We start from the raw sequence: 14,356 nt of genomic DNA, 5'->3' as shown, positions 1-14,356 counted from the left end.
AACGCTGCTTGTTGTTTTGCCAAGTCACTGACCTTACCAGATCGCAAACCTCCTGCCGGCCGGACAAAAAACAGGCAAAAAAAATGGCGCCCCCAAAGGGGCGCCATTTTCTGAATCAACCGGCGATGTTACTTACGCTTCATCGACAGGAAGAATTCGTCGTTGGTCTTGGTCGTTTTCAGCTTGTCGACCAGGAACTCGATGGCCGCCACTTCGTCCATCGGGTGCAGCAGTTTGCGCAGGATCCACATACGCTGCAGTTCGTCGTCGGCGGTCAGCAGCTCTTCGCGACGGGTACCGGACTTGTTGATGTTGATGGCCGGGAACACACGCTTCTCGGCGATACGACGGTCCAGTGGCAGCTCCATGTTGCCGGTGCCCTTGAACTCTTCGTAGATCACTTCGTCCATCTTCGAGCCGGTTTCAACCAGCGCGGTGGCGATGATGGTCAGCGAGCCGCCTTCTTCGATGTTGCGCGCGGCACCGAAGAAACGCTTCGGTTTCTCCAGGGCGTGGGCATCGACACCACCGGTCAGCACCTTGCCGGAGCTCGGGATCACGGTGTTGTAGGCACGGGCCAGACGGGTGATGGAGTCGAGCAGGATCACCACGTCCTTTTTGTGTTCGACCAGGCGCTTGGCCTTCTCGATCACCATTTCAGCCACTTGCACGTGACGGGTCGGCGGCTCGTCGAAGGTCGAGGCAACCACTTCGCCGCGCACGGTGCGCTGCATTTCGGTCACTTCTTCCGGACGCTCGTCGATCAACAGCACGATCAGGTGAACTTCAGGATTGTTACGGGCGATGTTCGCTGCAATGTTTTGCAGCATGATCGTTTTACCGGCTTTCGGCGGTGCAACGATCAGACCACGCTGGCCTTTGCCGATCGGAGCGCACAGGTCGATCACACGACCGGTCAGGTCTTCGGTGGAACCGTTGCCGGCTTCCATCTTCATGCGCACGGTCGGGAACAGCGGGGTCAGGTTCTCGAAGAGAATCTTGTTCTTCGCATTCTCAGGACGATCGAAGTTGATCGTGTCAACCTTGAGCAGGGCGAAATAACGCTCGCCTTCCTTAGGAGGGCGGATCTTGCCAACGATGGTGTCACCGGTACGCAAGTTGAAACGGCGGATCTGGCTCGGCGAGACGTAGATGTCGTCAGGGCCGGCGAGGTAGGAAGCGTCAGCGGAGCGCAGGAAGCCGAAGCCGTCCTGGAGAATCTCCAGCACGCCATCACCGGAGATTTCCTCACCGCTTTTAGCGTGCTTTTTCAGCAGGGAGAAAATCACGTCCTGCTTGCGCGAACGGGCCATATTTTCTATGCCCATCTGTTCGGCCAATTCGAGCAGTTCGGTAATCGGCTTTTGCTTGAGTTCAGTCAGATTCATATAGGAATGACGTAATCATTTATGGAGGGGGGGAAATTAAGCTTTTGGCTTAATGAGGCCGCGCCGCGGAGAAGGCGACAGGATCGCGTACTTATTCGAAAAGGAGTGCGTCGGCGACGGCTAGCAGGGGGCAGTGGAGAAACCAGTGCGGGGCCGAATGTACCACCTGAGTTTCGGAGCGTCTAGCCCTGAATACGCAAAAAGCCCCGCAATTTGCGGGGCTTTTTGCGGACAATCTTTACCGCGACGCTTAGATGTTGGCGTCGAGGAAAGCAGCCAGTTGCGACTTCGACAGAGCGCCGACCTTGGTCGCTTCCACGTTGCCGTTCTTGAACAGCATCAGGGTCGGAATACCACGTACGCCGTGCTTGGCAGGGGTTTCCTGGTTTTCGTCGATGTTCAGCTTGGCGACGGTCAGCTTGCCTTTGTAAGTCTCTGCAATCTCGTCCAGAACCGGAGCGATCATTTTGCAAGGGCCGCACCATTCAGCCCAGTAGTCGACCAGGACAGCGCCTTCGGCCTTGAGTACGTCGGCTTCGAAGCTAGCGTCGCTAACGTGTTTGATCAGATCGCTGCTCATGGAATTCTCCAGGTTGTAAGCAAAAAAACGTGGCCCATCATAGCCGCCCTTCCCTTGTTCAGGAAGCCGCAGATGATTGAGTCTTGCTATGGCACTCGATGAGTTTGGGTATAGCTCAAGTCACGCGCTGGCGGGGGCGATGAAGGAAATTCCGGTACGCAGGGCCGCGTTGCGCACGTGCTCCTGCATGGCTTTCTGTGCAGCGGCTGACGCCCGACGGGCCAGTGCGCGAAGGATCTTGCGGTGTTCCTGCCAGGTTTCCATGGCCCGCTCGGCGCGGATGAACGGTAGTTTCTGGCTCTCCAGAAAGATGTCGGCGCTGGCGGTGAGGATGCTCAGCATCGCCTGATTGCCGCTGGCCAGCAGGATCCGCCGGTGGAATTCGAAATCCAGTTTCGCCGCTGCCTCGAAGTCACCGACGCGCAGTTGCTCGCGCATGGCGGCAACGTTGTCTTCCAGTTCGTCCAGATCAAACGTGCTCAGCGTCACCGCCGCCAGACCGGCCGCAAACCCTTCCAGCGCATAGCGCAACTGAAAGATTTCCAGCGGCGAAGCCTGGGCGGCAAACGGCCAGGCCGGCGCGCCCTCGCCACGCGGCAGCTCCACCGGTGCCTGCACGAACACGCCTTTGCCCGGCTGGATGCTGACCACACCCAGCGCGCTCAATGACGACAACGCCTCACGCAACGAAGCGCGGCTGACGCCCAGCTGAACCGCCAGATCCCGTTGCGAGGGCAACGCATCGCCGGGGCCGAAGCCCTGCTCGGTAATCAGTTTGCGGATCGCTTGCAGCGCCACTTCGGGTACGGCGCGGGAGATCGAGTTCATGGTTTTCCAGACGGACCAGGCCAAGGTGCGGCCAGTTGTAATGCTATTCGAAGGATCAGGCAAGTCGTGCCCCAGCGGGGTTCGGCGGCGCAAGCCGATGCGCTATCGCAGTGCGAAACCCGACCTGACTGTTCAGACCAGTAAGACCGAACAAACCCGCTAAACCCGTGGCTTTGCATAGCGAAATCGGCGTTTTGGCACGCCCCGTGCTCTGTCCGATCGCAGAATTCACTTCCCGCCGATCCGGAGATTGTCCATGACGAAGCGTTACAGCGCCCTCCTCGCCGCCCTGTTTGCCGGTCTGATGCTGAGCCAGGCCCCCGCCCATGCCGACGGTCTGGATGACGTGGTCAAACGCGGCACCTTGAAAGTCGCCGTGCCTCAGGACTTTCCGCCGTTCGGTTCGGTCGGCCCGGACATGAAGCCGCGCGGCCTCGATATCGACACCGCGAAACTGCTGGCCGAACAGCTCAAGGTCAAACTCGAACTCACCCCGGTCAACAGCACCAACCGCATCCCGTTCCTCACCACCGGCAAGGTCGATCTGGTGATTTCCAGCCTCGGCAAGAACCCCGAGCGGGAGAAGGTCATCGACTTCTCCCGCGCCTACGCGCCGTTCTACCTCGCCGTGTTCGGCCCGCCGGACGCAGCCGTCAGCACCCTCGACGATCTCAAGGGCAAAACCATCAGCGTCACCCGTGGTGCCATCGAAGACATCGAGCTGACCAAGGTCGCCCCCGAAGGCGTGACCATCAAGCGCTTCGAAGACAACAACTCGACCATCGCCGCCTACCTCGCAGGCCAGGTCGACCTGATCGCCAGCGGCAACGTGGTGATGGTCGCGATCAGCGAAAAGAACCCGAAACGCGTGCCCGCGCTGAAAGTGAAGCTCAAGGATTCTCCGGTCTACGTCGGCGTGAACAAGAACGAGCCGGCGCTGCTGGGCAAGGTCAACGAGATCCTGACCACCGCCAAGGCTGACGGCGCACTGGAAAAAAATGCGCAGACCTGGCTCAAAGAGCCGCTGCCGGCCGATCTCTGATCGGCGACGCGGGAGACTTTCATGGCCTATCAGTTCGATTTCTTGCCGGTGGTGGAAAACACCGACCTGCTGCTGCGCGGGGCGTTGTTCACCCTTGAGCTAACGGCCATCGGCGCGCTGTTCGGGGTTGGCGTGGGCATCGTCGGAGCGCTGGTGCGGGCGTGGAACATCCGCCCGTTCTCGACGATCTTCGGCGTTTATGTGGAGTTGATCCGCAACACGCCGTTTCTGGTGCAGTTGTTCTTCATCTTCTTCGGTCTGCCGTCCCTCGGCGTGCAGATTTCCGAGTGGCAAGCGGCGGTGCTGGCGATGGTGATCAACCTCGGCGCGTATTCGACCGAGATCATCCGCGCCGGCATCCAGGCGATTCCGCGCGGGCAGCTGGAAGCTGCGGCGGCATTGGCGATGAGCCGTTTCGAAGCGTTCCGCCACGTGGTGCTGCTGCCGGCACTGGGCAAAGTGTGGCCGGCGCTGAGTAGCCAGATCATCATCGTCATGCTCGGTTCGGCGGTGTGTTCGCAGATCGCCACCGAGGAGTTGAGCTTCGCTGCCAACTTCATTCAGTCGCGCAACTTCCGCGCCTTTGAAACCTACGCCCTGACCACCCTCATTTATCTGTGCATGGCGCTGCTGATCCGGCAGTTGCTGAACTGGCTCGGTCGGCGCTACCTCTCGAAAAGCAGCGCAAGGAGCAGCCAATGAGCGACTTCACGTTCTGGGACATCCTGCGCAACCTGCTCACCGGCCTGCAATGGACGCTGGCGCTGTCGCTGGTGGCATTCATCGGCGGCGGGATCGTCGGGTTGCTGATCCTGATCATGCGCATCTCGAAAAACCCGCTGCCCAGCAGCATCGCCCGCACCTGGATCGAACTGTTTCAGGGCACACCGCTGTTGATGCAGCTGTTTCTGGTGTTCTTCGGCGTGGCGCTGGCCGGGGTGGAGATTTCGCCGTGGATGGCGGCGGCGATTGCCCTGACGCTGTTCACCAGTGCCTATCTGGCGGAGATCTGGCGCGGCTGCGTCGAGGCGATTCCCCACGGTCAGTGGGAAGCGTCGTCGAGCCTGGCGCTGAATCCGCTGGAGCAACTGCGCTACGTGATCCTGCCGCAGGCGCTGCGCATCGCCGTAGCGCCGACCGTGGGTTTCTCGGTGCAAGTGGTCAAGGGCACCGCCGTGACCTCGATCATCGGCTTCACCGAACTGACCAAGACCGGCGGCATGCTCGCCAACGCCACTTTCGAACCGTTCATGGTCTACGGCCTCGTCGCCCTGGGCTACTTCCTGCTCTGCTACCCCCTGTCCCTCAGTGCGCGCTACCTGGAAAGGAGACTGCATGCCTCTGCTTAGAATTTCCGCCCTGCATAAATATTACGGCGATCACCACGTGCTCAAAGGCATCGACCTGAGCGTCGAGGAAGGCCAAGTGGTGGCGATCATCGGCCGCAGCGGCTCGGGCAAGTCCACCCTGCTGCGCACCCTCAACGGTCTGGAATCGATCAACGACGGCGTGATCGAAGTCGACGGCGAATACCTGGATGCCGCCCGCGCCGACCTGCGCAGCCTGCGGCAAAAGGTCGGGATGGTGTTCCAACAGTTCAACCTGTTCCCGCACCTGACGGTGGGCGAAAACGTGATGCTCGCGCCGCAAGTGGTACAGAAAGTGCCCAAGGCCAAAGCGCAGGAACTCGCGCGGCGGATGCTGGAACGTGTGGGTCTGGGTGAGAAGTTCGATGCCTTTCCTGAGCGTCTCTCCGGCGGTCAGCAACAGCGCGTGGCGATTGCCCGGGCGCTGGCGATGTCGCCGAAGGTGCTGCTGTGCGACGAGATCACCTCGGCGCTGGATCCGGAGCTGGTCAACGAAGTGCTCAGCGTGGTCCGCCAGCTCGCGAAGGAAGGCATGACGCTGATCATGGTCACCCACGAAATGCGCTTCGCCCGGGAGGTCGGGGACAAACTGGTGTTCATGCATCAGGGCAAGGTGCACGAGGTGGGCGATCCGAAAGTGCTGTTTGCCGATCCGCAGACGCCGGAACTGGCGAATTTCATTGGCACCGTGGAAGCGACTGCCTGAAGGATTCTCAGAGACTTTTCTGGCCTCATCGTCGGATCGCCGCCCGGACCAAGCCCGCTCCCACAGGGTTCTCTAGCGGGATACGGTTTTGTGTTCGACACAAAACCTGTGGGAGCGGGCTTGCCCGCGAATGGCCGCGCCGCGGTCTTGAGACTTTATGCGCTGAATCAAGGGTTTGAACCATGCGCGTTGGCGGCAGCGTTTGATCGTGGCACGATGTCGGGGTTATCGACCGAGACCCCCTGACCATGCCGCAATCCCAAGCCAAGAATCTGTCCCTGATCGCCGCGATCGACCTGGGCTCCAACAGCTTCCATATGGTCGTGGCCAAGGCCCAGAACGGCGAAATCCGTATTCTCGAACGGCTCGGGGAAAAGGTTCAGCTGGCCGCCGGCATCGACGATGAGCGCCAGCTCAACGAAGAATCCATGCAGCGCGGGCTCGACTGCCTCAAGCGCTTTGCCCAACTGATCAACGGCATGCCGCTGGGCGCCGTGCGGATCGTCGGTACCAACGCCCTGCGCGAGGCGCGCAACCGTGGCGAATTCATCCGCCGTGCCGAAGAAATCCTCGGCCATCCGGTGGAAGTCATCTCCGGCCGTGAAGAGGCCCGCCTGATCTACCTCGGCGTGTCCCACACCCTCGCCGACACCCCGGGCAAACGCCTGGTCGCCGACATCGGCGGCGGCAGTACCGAATTCATCATCGGCCAGCGTTTCGAACCGCTGCTGCGCGAAAGCCTGCAAATGGGCTGCGTGAGCTTCACCCAGCGCTATTTCAAGGACGGCAAAATCACCCCGGCCCGCTACGCCCAGGCCTACACGGCGGCGCGGCTGGAAATCATGAGCATCGAACACGCCTTGCATCGCCTGACCTGGGATGAAGCCATCGGCTCCTCGGGCACCATCCGCGCCATCGGCCTGGCGCTGAAGGCCGGCGGTCACGGCACCGGCGAAGTGAATGCCGAAGGTCTGGCGTGGCTCAAGCGTCGCCTGTTCAAGCTCGGCGATGTCGACAAGATCGATTTCGAAGGCATCAAGCCGGATCGTCGGGCGATCTTCCCGGCCGGTCTGGCGATTCTCGAAGCGATCTTCGACGCCCTCGAACTGCAACGCATGGATCACTGCGAAGGCGCGCTGCGTGAAGGCGTACTTTACGACCTGCTCGGCCGCCATCACCACGAAGACGTGCGCGAACGTACTCTGACCTCGCTGATGGAGCGCTACCACGTCGACCTCGAACAGGCCGCGCGGGTCGAGCGCAAAGCCCTGCACGCGTTCGATCAAGTGGCCGTGGACTGGGAGCTGGACGACGGTATCTGGCGCGAACTGCTGGGCTGGGCGGCGAAAGTGCACGAAGTCGGGCTCGACATCGCTCACTATCACTACCATAAGCACGGTGCCTACCTGATCGAACACTCGGACCTCGCCGGGTTCTCCCGCGAAGACCAGCAGATGCTTGCGCTGCTGGTGCGTGGCCACCGCCGCAACATCCCCAAGGACAAGTTCGCCGAGTTCGGAGACGACGGCGACAAGCTGATCCGTCTGTGTGTGCTGCTGCGTTTCGCCATCCTGTTCCACCACATTCGTGGCACCCAGGCGATGCCGCAGGTTGCGCTGCATGCCAACGGCGACAACCTCGATGTGGAGTTTCCGGAGAACTGGCTGGATGAAAACCAGCTGACCCAGGCGGATTTCGGGCTTGAGGCCGAATGGCTGACGCGGGTGGGGATTGTCCTGACCGTGCATTGAGTAACGGGCAGGCACAAAAAAGGCGATCCGGATGGATCGCCTTTTTTATGGCTATGAAACCTGCGGTCAGCTGCTCACCGGCAGAATCGGGCTGCCCAATCGCTCCAGCAACGTCGCCTGCGCACTGCGCGGGTTCTGGTTGCCGGTTGGCGTGTTGCGAATGTAGCGGCCGTCCGATTGCAGGCTCCAGCTGTGGGTGTTGTCGGTCAGGTACAGCTCCAGCTCTTTCTTGACCCGGGTCAGCAGCTTCTTGCCTTCCACCGGGAAGCAGGTCTCGACGCGCTTGTCGAGGTTGCGCTCCATCCAGTCGGCGCTGGACAGGAACATCTGCTCCTCGCCACCGTTGAGGAAGTAGAACACTCGGGTGTGCTCAAGGAAGCGGCCGATGATCGAGCGCACGTGAATGTTGTGCGAAACCCCGGCGATGCCCGGACGCAGACAGCACATGCCGCGCACCACCAGATCGATGCGCACGCCGGACTGGCTGGCCTTGTACAGCGCGCGGATGATCTTCGGATCGGTCAGCGAGTTGAACTTGGCGATGATGTGCGCCGGTTTGCCGTCGAGCGCGAATTGCGTCTCGCGGGTGATCATGTCGAGCATGCCCTTCTTCAGGGTGAACGGCGCATGCAGCAGCTTCTTCATCCGCAGCGTCTTGCCCATGCCGATCAATTGGCTGAACAGTTTGCCGACGTCTTCGCACAAGGCGTCGTCGGAAGTCAGCAGGCTGTAGTCGGTGTACAGGCGGGCGTTGCCGGCGTGGTAGTTACCGGTGCCGAGGTGCGCGTAACGCACGATCTCGCCCTGCTCGCGGCGCAGGATCAGCATCATCTTGGCGTGGGTCTTGAAGCCGACCACGCCGTAGATCACCACCGCCCCGGCCGCTTGCAGACGGCTGGCCAGTTGCAGGTTGGATTCTTCGTCGAAACGCGCACGCAGTTCGATGACCGCCGTCACTTCCTTGCCGTTACGCGCGGCGTCCACCAGCGCATCGACGATTTCCGAGTTGGCGCCGGAGCGGTACAGCGTCTGGCGCACGGCCAGAACGTGCGGGTCCTTGGCGGCCTGGCGCAGCAGATCGACCACCGGGGTGAACGACTCGAACGGGTGCAGCAGCAGGATGTCCTGCTTGCTGATCACGCTGAAAATGTTCTCGCTGTTTTGCAGCAGTTTCGGGATCTGCGGCGTGAACGGCGTGTATTGCAGCTCCGGATGGCTGTCCAGACCGGTGATGCTGAACAGACGCGTCAGGTTCACCGGACCGTTGACCTGATACAGCTCGGTCTCGCTCAGGTTGAACTGCTTGAGCAGGTAGTCCGACAGGTGTTTCGGGCAGGTGTCGGCGACTTCCAGACGCACGGCATCACCGTAACGGCGGGAGAACAACTCGCCACGCAGGGCGCGGGCCAGGTCTTCGACGTCTTCGGAATCAAGCGCCAGGTCAGCGTTTCGGGTCAGGCGGAACTGGTAGCAGCCCTTGACCTTCATGCCCTGGAACAGGTCATCGGCGTGGGCGTGGATCATCGACGACAGGAACACATAGTTGTCGCCAGGGCCGCCGACTTCTTCCGGCACCTTGATGATCCGCGGCAGCAGACGCGGTGCCGGGATGATCGCCAGACCGGAATCGCGACCGAAGGCGTCGATGCCCTCGAGCTCGACGATGAAGTTCAGGCTCTTGTTCACCAGCAACGGGAACGGGTGCGTCGGGTCGAGGCCGATCGGGGTGATGATCGGCGCGATCTCGTCGCGGAAATAGCGGCGCACCCAGGTCTTGAGCTTGGTTGTCCAGTTGCGCCGGCGGATGAAGCGCACCTGATGCTTTTCCAGCTCCGGCAGCAGGATGTCGTTGAGAATCGCGTACTGACGGTCTACGTGACCGTGCACCAGTTCGCTGATGCGGGCCAGTGCCTGATGCGGTTGCAGGCCGTCGGCGCCGGCCTGTTCACGGGCGAAGGTGATTTGTTTCTTGAGGCCGGCGACGCGGATTTCGAAGAATTCGTCGAGGTTGCTGGAGAAGATCAGCAGGAACTTCAGCCGCTCCAGCAACGGGTAGGACTCGTCCAGCGCCTGTTCCAGCACGCGGATGTTGAACTGCAGTTGCGACAATTCCCGGTGGATGTACAGGCTGCTGTCATCCAGGCCGGGAATCGCGATCGCCGGAACCGCCGCGGCGGGCTCTGCCGCCTGCGCAGGTGGCGCAGGCTCCAGTTCCGGCGGGGTTTCGGTAATCTGCTCGACCACGGGTTGAGCTTCTTTTACGGCAACTTCAGTGAGTCCTTCGGTATTCATCGAATGTTCCTGGGAGGGCTATTTCTGCTCTCGTAACAATTGAGCGGCACGGACAGCAAAGTAAGTCAGGATGCCATCAGCGCCGGCACGTTTAAAGGCGGTCAGGGATTCGAGGATCACGCCTTCGCTCAACCAGCCATTCTGGATCGCCGCCATATGCATGGCGTATTCGCCGCTGACCTGATAGACGAAGGTCGGCACTTTGAAGGCATCTTTTACCCGGAACAAAATGTCCAGGTACGGCATGCCGGGTTTGACCATGACCATGTCCGCGCCTTCAGACAAGTCCGCACCCACTTCGTGCAGCGCTTCGTCGCTGTTGGCCGGGTCCATCTGATAGGAGGCCTTGTTCGCCTTGCCCAGGTTCGCCGCCGAACCCACGGCATCGCGGAACGGGCCGTAATAGGCGCTGGCGTACTTGGCCGAGTAGGCCATGATCCGCACGTTGACGTGACCGGCCAGCTCCAGCGCTTCGCGGATCGCCTGGATGCGGCCGTCCATCATGTCCGACGGGGCAACCACCTGGGCGCCCGCAGCAGCGTGGGACAAGGCTTGTTTGACCAGTGCATCGACGGTGATGTCGTTCTGCACATAGCCTTCTTCATCGAGAATGCCGTCCTGACCGTGTGTGGTGAACGGGTCGAGGGCGACGTCGGTGATCACGCCCAGCTCGGGGAATCGGTCACGCAGGGCACGGGTGGCGCGCTGGGCGATACCTTCGGGATTCCAGGCTTCGGCGGCATCGAGGGATTTGAGTTCCGGTGGCGTTACCGGGAACAGCGCCAGCGCCGGAATTCCCAACTCGACCCATTTGGCGGCTTCTTCAAGCAGCAGATCGATGGTCAGGCGCTCGACACCCGGCATCGAAGCCACAGCTTCGCGGCGATTTTCACCGTCGAGCACGAACACTGGCAGGATCAGGTCATCGACCGTCAACACATTCTCACGCACCAGCCGCCGGGAAAAATCATCACGGCGATTGCGACGCAGGCGGGTGGCAGGGAACAGACGGTTGGCTGGGGTAAAGCTCACGGCAGACTCCTGAGCCCGCGCAAACGGGCGAGCGTGACAGTTATAGATGGCCATTATGACGGTCGTATGACAGTTATGTGCACCCCTGCGACAGGTAGTCGCTTTCCATTGTCCGTGTAGGAAATGTTCACGTCGAGACACATTTCGACACTTTCCTGAATGTGTCCGAAGGGTTAGGCTGCGCGTTCATTTCGCCAGCACCCAGACAATGCTCCAACAATTTCTGCATGACTTCGGCTACTTTGCCCTGTTTCTCGGGACGTTTTTCGAAGGCGAAACCATCCTGGTGCTCGCGGGCTTCCTCGCGTTCCGTGAATACATGGACATCAAACTGGTGGTGGTCGTGGCGTTCTTCGGCAGCTACGCCGGTGATCAGCTGTGGTACTTCCTGGGCCGCAAGCACGGACGCAAATTGCTGGCGCGCAAACCGCGCTGGCAGATGATGGGCGACCGCGCGCTGGAACACATCCGCAAGCACCCGGACATCTGGGTCTTGAGCTTTCGCTTCGTGTACGGCCTGCGCACGGTGATGCCGGTGGCAATCGGCCTCTCGGGCTATCCGCCGGGACGCTATCTGCTGCTCAACGGTATCGGCGCCGCGATCTGGGCCACCGCACTGGCTGCTGCCGCCTACCACTTCGGCGCCGTGCTCGAAGGCATGCTCGGCAGCATCAAAAAGTATGAGTTGTGGGTACTGGGCGCGCTGTTGATACTCGGCCTGGGCCTGTGGCTGCGCCGCCGGTTCAAGAATGCCCGGCTGGCGAAAAAGGTTTACGAGGAAGAACAGGCCGAGCTGCTGGCCAAGGCCGAACGGCACAAAACCGAAATGACCAACGCCGCCGATCCTAAGACGCCAGCCGACTAAGCCGCTGGCGACAGCCATACAGCCCGATGCCGCTGAGCAGGCTGTAACAGAGCAAACCGACCCATATCCCCGGGCTGGCCGGCCACAGCCCGACCAGCGGCGCCAGCCACACCAGCGGCAGGTTCGATGCCAGCCGCAGCACTTCCAGCTTACCCGCCCACGGGCGATTCTCCAGGGCCACGCCCAACACGAACAAACCGAACGCCACCGCGCCCCAGCCGAGTACCAATGCTCCGGTGGGCAGACTGTGTTCCAGATTCATCAGATAACTGCCCAGCGCCACATAGGCGGCAAACTGCAACCCCACGTACCACTGTTGACGGCTGTCCAGCGGCACCTCGAATTTGCGGAACTGACTCAGGTCCGGCTTGCTCATCGGGTACTTCGCCGCGACGTCCGCCGGACGCCAGCCAGTGCGCATGAACCAGATCCGGAGCTTGTCCCACGTACGCTCGGCCCGACGCGCGTCGTCCCACAGCTGCGCGTAAAACTGCAGGTTGGCCCACAACGGATTCCAGCTCGCCAGCGGCGTGGTCACGCCGAAAATCACCGGCTCGCTGTCGTCCTCTTCCTGGAACGAGCCGAACAGACGGTCCCAAATAATGAACACCCCGCCGTAGTTGCGATCCATGTAGAGAGCGTTCTGTGCATGGTGGGCCCGATGATTGGACGGCGTGACGAAGCACCACTCGAACCAGCCGAGCTTGGGAATGTGCCGGGTATGAACCCAGAACTGATAAAGCAGATTCAGCGCGGCAACGCTGACGAACACCAGCAACGGCACCCCGAGCACCGCCATCGGCAGGTAGAAAATCCAGCTCAGCAGAAACCCGGTGCTGGTCTGGCGCAAGGCCGTGGAAAGGTTGTAGTCCTCGCTCTGGTGATGCACCGAATGCGCCGCCCAGAGGATGTTCCGTTCATGGCCCATGCGATGCAGCCAGTAATAGCAGAAGTCATAGAAGACAAAGGCAAACACCCAGACCCAGACGCTGTCCGCAGGCAAGCTGAACAGCGCCAGATGCTCCAGGGCAAACCCATAGGTCACCAGGCCCACGCCCTTGGTCAACAGCCCGGTGGTGGTCGACAACACCCCGGTGCTGATGCTGTTCACCGCATCGGCCAGGCGATAGTTGCTCACCCCGCGCCAACGGTCGGCGATGAGCTCCACCGCAATCAATACGAAGAAAAACGGTACCGCATACAGGATGAAGTTCATGACGCGCCCTGGTCGGAATCTGTAGCACAGATCCTAGGTGTAGCCGCGGCTTGATCCTATGGCAACGAACGACAAATTAGAGGACATTTAGCGCCATGAATCTGGAGAGAAACCCATGAGCAAAAAAGTTGCAGTGATCCTGTCCGGTTGCGGCGTTTACGACGGCGCCGAGATCCACGAGAGCGTCATCACCCTGTTGCGCCTCGACCAGCGCGGCGCCCAGGTACAGTGCTTCGCCCCGAACATCGCGCAATTGCATGTGATCAATCACCTGACCGGTGAGGAAATGCCCGAGTCGCGCAACGTGCTGGTGGAATCGGCGCGCATCGCCCGGGGCAACGTCAAGGATCTGCGCGAGGCCGATGTCGAGGACTTCGATGCGCTGATCGTGCCTGGCGGTTTCGGTGCGGCGAAGAACCTGTCGAACTTCGCCATCGAAGGCGCCGGCTGCACCGTGCAGCCGCAAGTGCTGGCGCTGGCCGAAGCCTTTGCCGAAGCGGGCAAGCCTGTTGGCCTGATCTGCATCTCGCCGGCACTGGCCGCGAAGATCTACGGCCCGGGCGTGACCTGCACCATCGGCAACGATGCCGACACGGCCGCCGCCATGAACAAGATGGGCGCCACCCATGAAGACTGCGCGGTGACCGATATCGTCGAAGACAAGGCGCGCAAACTGGTGACCACCCCGGCGTACATGCTGGCGCAGACGATCAGCGAGGCGGCTTCGGGGATCAACAAGCTGGTGGATCGGGTGTTGGAACTGACCCACGAAAACGACGCCTGATTGGCGGCGGTGATCGTTTCCGCGCAGAGCGTGGGAACGATCAAAGACTCAGGATTGGCGCGCCAGCCGCGTCAGTATCCGGTCCAGCGCATTAGCGAACGCCTGCTTTTCCCGGTCACCGAACGGTGCCGGGCCGCCGCTGACCTGGCCCTGTTCGCGCAGGTCGGTGAACAGATTGCGAGTCGCCAGCCGCTCACCCATGTTCTGCGCGTCGAACTCCTTGCCTCGCGGGTCCAGCGCCGCCACACCCTTCTTCACCAGTCGGTCGGCCAGCGGGATGTCGCTGCAGATCACCAGTTCACCCGGCACCGCGTGCTCCACCAGATAATCGTCCGCCGCATCCGGGCCGCTCGGCACCACGATCAGCTTGACGAGCGCCAGCGCCGGCTTGCTCTGCGGCTGCCCCGCCACCAGCACCACTTCGAAGCGGCGCTTGAGGGCGAACTTGACCACCAACTCCTTGGCCATCTTCGGGCAAGCGTCGGCATCGATCCATACGCGCATC

At 61.3% G+C, this 14,356-nt stretch carries 14 protein-coding genes; 7 read left to right on the top strand and 7 right to left on the bottom strand.

Annotation, left to right across the window (positions count from 1 at the left end; all coding sequences use genetic code 11):
* Window positions 1–128: 128 nt before the first annotated feature.
* The 3 genes from rho to QRN46_RS04170 form a co-directional block, all read right to left on the bottom strand.
* Entirely contained in the window at window positions 129–1,388 is a 1,260-nt protein-coding gene (gene rho / locus QRN46_RS04180) for a transcription termination factor Rho (RefSeq protein WP_011336486.1), read from the bottom strand.
* A 250-nt stretch (window positions 1,389–1,638) separates the two neighbouring features.
* Window positions 1,639–1,968 carry a thioredoxin TrxA gene (trxA, locus tag QRN46_RS04175; protein WP_003206727.1) on the bottom strand — a complete coding sequence of 110 codons (330 nt, stop codon included), beginning with the start codon at window positions 1,966–1,968 and terminating at the stop codon, window positions 1,639–1,641.
* Between the two features lie 120 nt (window positions 1,969–2,088).
* Window positions 2,089–2,796, bottom strand: coding sequence for a FadR/GntR family transcriptional regulator (locus QRN46_RS04170; RefSeq protein ID WP_011336487.1), 708 nt, complete (start codon window positions 2,794–2,796; stop codon window positions 2,089–2,091).
* Window positions 2,797–3,052: 256 nt separating this feature from the next.
* Here QRN46_RS04170 and QRN46_RS04165 point away from each other — a divergent pair, with 256 nt between their 5' ends.
* From QRN46_RS04165 to ppx, 5 genes are all read left to right on the top strand, one after another.
* Window positions 3,053–3,838, top strand: coding sequence for a transporter substrate-binding domain-containing protein (locus QRN46_RS04165; RefSeq protein WP_011336488.1), 786 nt, complete (start codon window positions 3,053–3,055; stop codon window positions 3,836–3,838).
* A gap of 21 nt (window positions 3,839–3,859) precedes the next feature.
* Complete coding sequence (locus QRN46_RS04160; protein WP_011336489.1) at window positions 3,860–4,540, top strand: amino acid ABC transporter permease; 681 nt, start codon at window positions 3,860–3,862, stop codon at window positions 4,538–4,540.
* Window positions 4,537–5,187 carry an amino acid ABC transporter permease gene (locus QRN46_RS04155; RefSeq protein WP_011336490.1) on the top strand — a complete coding sequence of 217 codons (651 nt, stop codon included), beginning with the start codon at window positions 4,537–4,539 and terminating at the stop codon, window positions 5,185–5,187. The genes QRN46_RS04160 and QRN46_RS04155 overlap by 4 nt, the downstream gene beginning before the upstream one ends.
* On the top strand, window positions 5,174–5,911 hold the full coding sequence (locus tag QRN46_RS04150; RefSeq protein ID WP_011336491.1) for an amino acid ABC transporter ATP-binding protein: 738 nt from the start codon (window positions 5,174–5,176) through the stop codon (window positions 5,909–5,911). Before QRN46_RS04155 ends, QRN46_RS04150 begins: the two co-directional genes overlap by 14 nt.
* 248 nt (window positions 5,912–6,159) lie before the next feature.
* A complete protein-coding gene (ppx, locus tag QRN46_RS04145) occupies window positions 6,160–7,662 on the top strand; it encodes an exopolyphosphatase (protein WP_011336492.1) in 1,503 nt (500 codons plus the stop codon).
* Between the two features lie 66 nt (window positions 7,663–7,728).
* Here the strand turns inward: ppx and ppk1 are convergent, their stop codons facing one another.
* Together ppk1 and hemB are read right to left on the bottom strand one after the other, a co-directional pair.
* Window positions 7,729–9,954: a polyphosphate kinase 1 gene (ppk1, locus tag QRN46_RS04140; RefSeq protein ID WP_285354318.1), complete on the bottom strand. Its 2,226-nt coding sequence runs from the start codon at window positions 9,952–9,954 to the stop codon at window positions 7,729–7,731.
* 18 nt (window positions 9,955–9,972) lie between these two features.
* Window positions 9,973–10,986, bottom strand: coding sequence for a porphobilinogen synthase (gene hemB / locus QRN46_RS04135; protein WP_007951836.1), 1,014 nt, complete (start codon window positions 10,984–10,986; stop codon window positions 9,973–9,975).
* A gap of 208 nt (window positions 10,987–11,194) precedes the next feature.
* Here hemB and QRN46_RS04130 point away from each other — a divergent pair, with 208 nt between their 5' ends.
* Window positions 11,195–11,851 carry a DedA family protein gene (locus tag QRN46_RS04130; protein WP_285354317.1) on the top strand — a complete coding sequence of 219 codons (657 nt, stop codon included), beginning with the start codon at window positions 11,195–11,197 and terminating at the stop codon, window positions 11,849–11,851.
* On the opposite strand, the gene QRN46_RS04125 is transcribed toward QRN46_RS04130, so the two are convergent.
* Window positions 11,832–13,067, bottom strand: a complete 1,236-nt coding sequence (locus tag QRN46_RS04125; RefSeq protein ID WP_285354316.1) for a sterol desaturase family protein — start codon at window positions 13,065–13,067, stop codon at window positions 11,832–11,834. The two genes, QRN46_RS04130 and QRN46_RS04125, sit on opposite strands and share 20 nt — an antisense overlap.
* A gap of 115 nt (window positions 13,068–13,182) precedes the next feature.
* Here QRN46_RS04125 and elbB point away from each other — a divergent pair, with 115 nt between their 5' ends.
* On the top strand, window positions 13,183–13,851 hold the full coding sequence (elbB, locus tag QRN46_RS04120) for an isoprenoid biosynthesis glyoxalase ElbB (protein WP_197867131.1): 669 nt from the start codon (window positions 13,183–13,185) through the stop codon (window positions 13,849–13,851).
* Between the two features lie 48 nt (window positions 13,852–13,899).
* On the opposite strand, the gene QRN46_RS04115 is transcribed toward elbB, so the two are convergent.
* Window positions 13,900–14,355, bottom strand: a complete 456-nt coding sequence (locus tag QRN46_RS04115; protein WP_041475621.1) for a YaiI/YqxD family protein — start codon at window positions 14,353–14,355, stop codon at window positions 13,900–13,902.
* Window position 14,356: the final 1 nt, after the last annotated feature.

The sequence above is a fragment of the Pseudomonas sp. lyk4-R2A-10 genome (assembly GCF_030209075.1).
GTDB classification, from domain to species: Bacteria; Pseudomonadota; Gammaproteobacteria; order Pseudomonadales; family Pseudomonadaceae; genus Aquipseudomonas; species Aquipseudomonas glycinae.
This window is presented reverse-complemented; position numbering and strand designations above follow the sequence as displayed.

Excerpts from the sequence above, each read along its gene's own strand:
- QRN46_RS04160 (WP_011336489.1), top strand. The coding sequence starts at position 3,860 with ATGGCCTATCAGTTCGATTTCTTGCCGGTGGTGGAAAACACCGACCTG.
- rho (WP_011336486.1), bottom strand. The coding sequence starts at position 1,388 with ATGAATCTGACTGAACTCAAGCAAAAGCCGATTACCGAACTGCTCGAA.
- QRN46_RS04130 (WP_285354317.1), top strand. The coding sequence starts at position 11,195 with ATGCTCCAACAATTTCTGCATGACTTCGGCTACTTTGCCCTGTTTCTC.
- ppk1 (WP_285354318.1), bottom strand. The coding sequence starts at position 9,954 with ATGAATACCGAAGGACTCACTGAAGTTGCCGTAAAAGAAGCTCAACCC.
- QRN46_RS04155 (WP_011336490.1), top strand. The coding sequence starts at position 4,537 with ATGAGCGACTTCACGTTCTGGGACATCCTGCGCAACCTGCTCACCGGC.
- elbB (WP_197867131.1), top strand. The coding sequence starts at position 13,183 with ATGAGCAAAAAAGTTGCAGTGATCCTGTCCGGTTGCGGCGTTTACGAC.
- QRN46_RS04165 (WP_011336488.1), top strand. The coding sequence starts at position 3,053 with ATGACGAAGCGTTACAGCGCCCTCCTCGCCGCCCTGTTTGCCGGTCTG.
- trxA (WP_003206727.1), bottom strand. The coding sequence starts at position 1,968 with ATGAGCAGCGATCTGATCAAACACGTTAGCGACGCTAGCTTCGAAGCC.
- QRN46_RS04115 (WP_041475621.1), bottom strand. The coding sequence starts at position 14,355 with ATGCGCGTATGGATCGATGCCGACGCTTGCCCGAAGATGGCCAAGGAG.
- QRN46_RS04150 (WP_011336491.1), top strand. The coding sequence starts at position 5,174 with ATGCCTCTGCTTAGAATTTCCGCCCTGCATAAATATTACGGCGATCAC.
- ppx (WP_011336492.1), top strand. The coding sequence starts at position 6,160 with ATGCCGCAATCCCAAGCCAAGAATCTGTCCCTGATCGCCGCGATCGAC.
- QRN46_RS04170 (WP_011336487.1), bottom strand. The coding sequence starts at position 2,796 with ATGAACTCGATCTCCCGCGCCGTACCCGAAGTGGCGCTGCAAGCGATC.
- QRN46_RS04125 (WP_285354316.1), bottom strand. The coding sequence starts at position 13,067 with ATGAACTTCATCCTGTATGCGGTACCGTTTTTCTTCGTATTGATTGCG.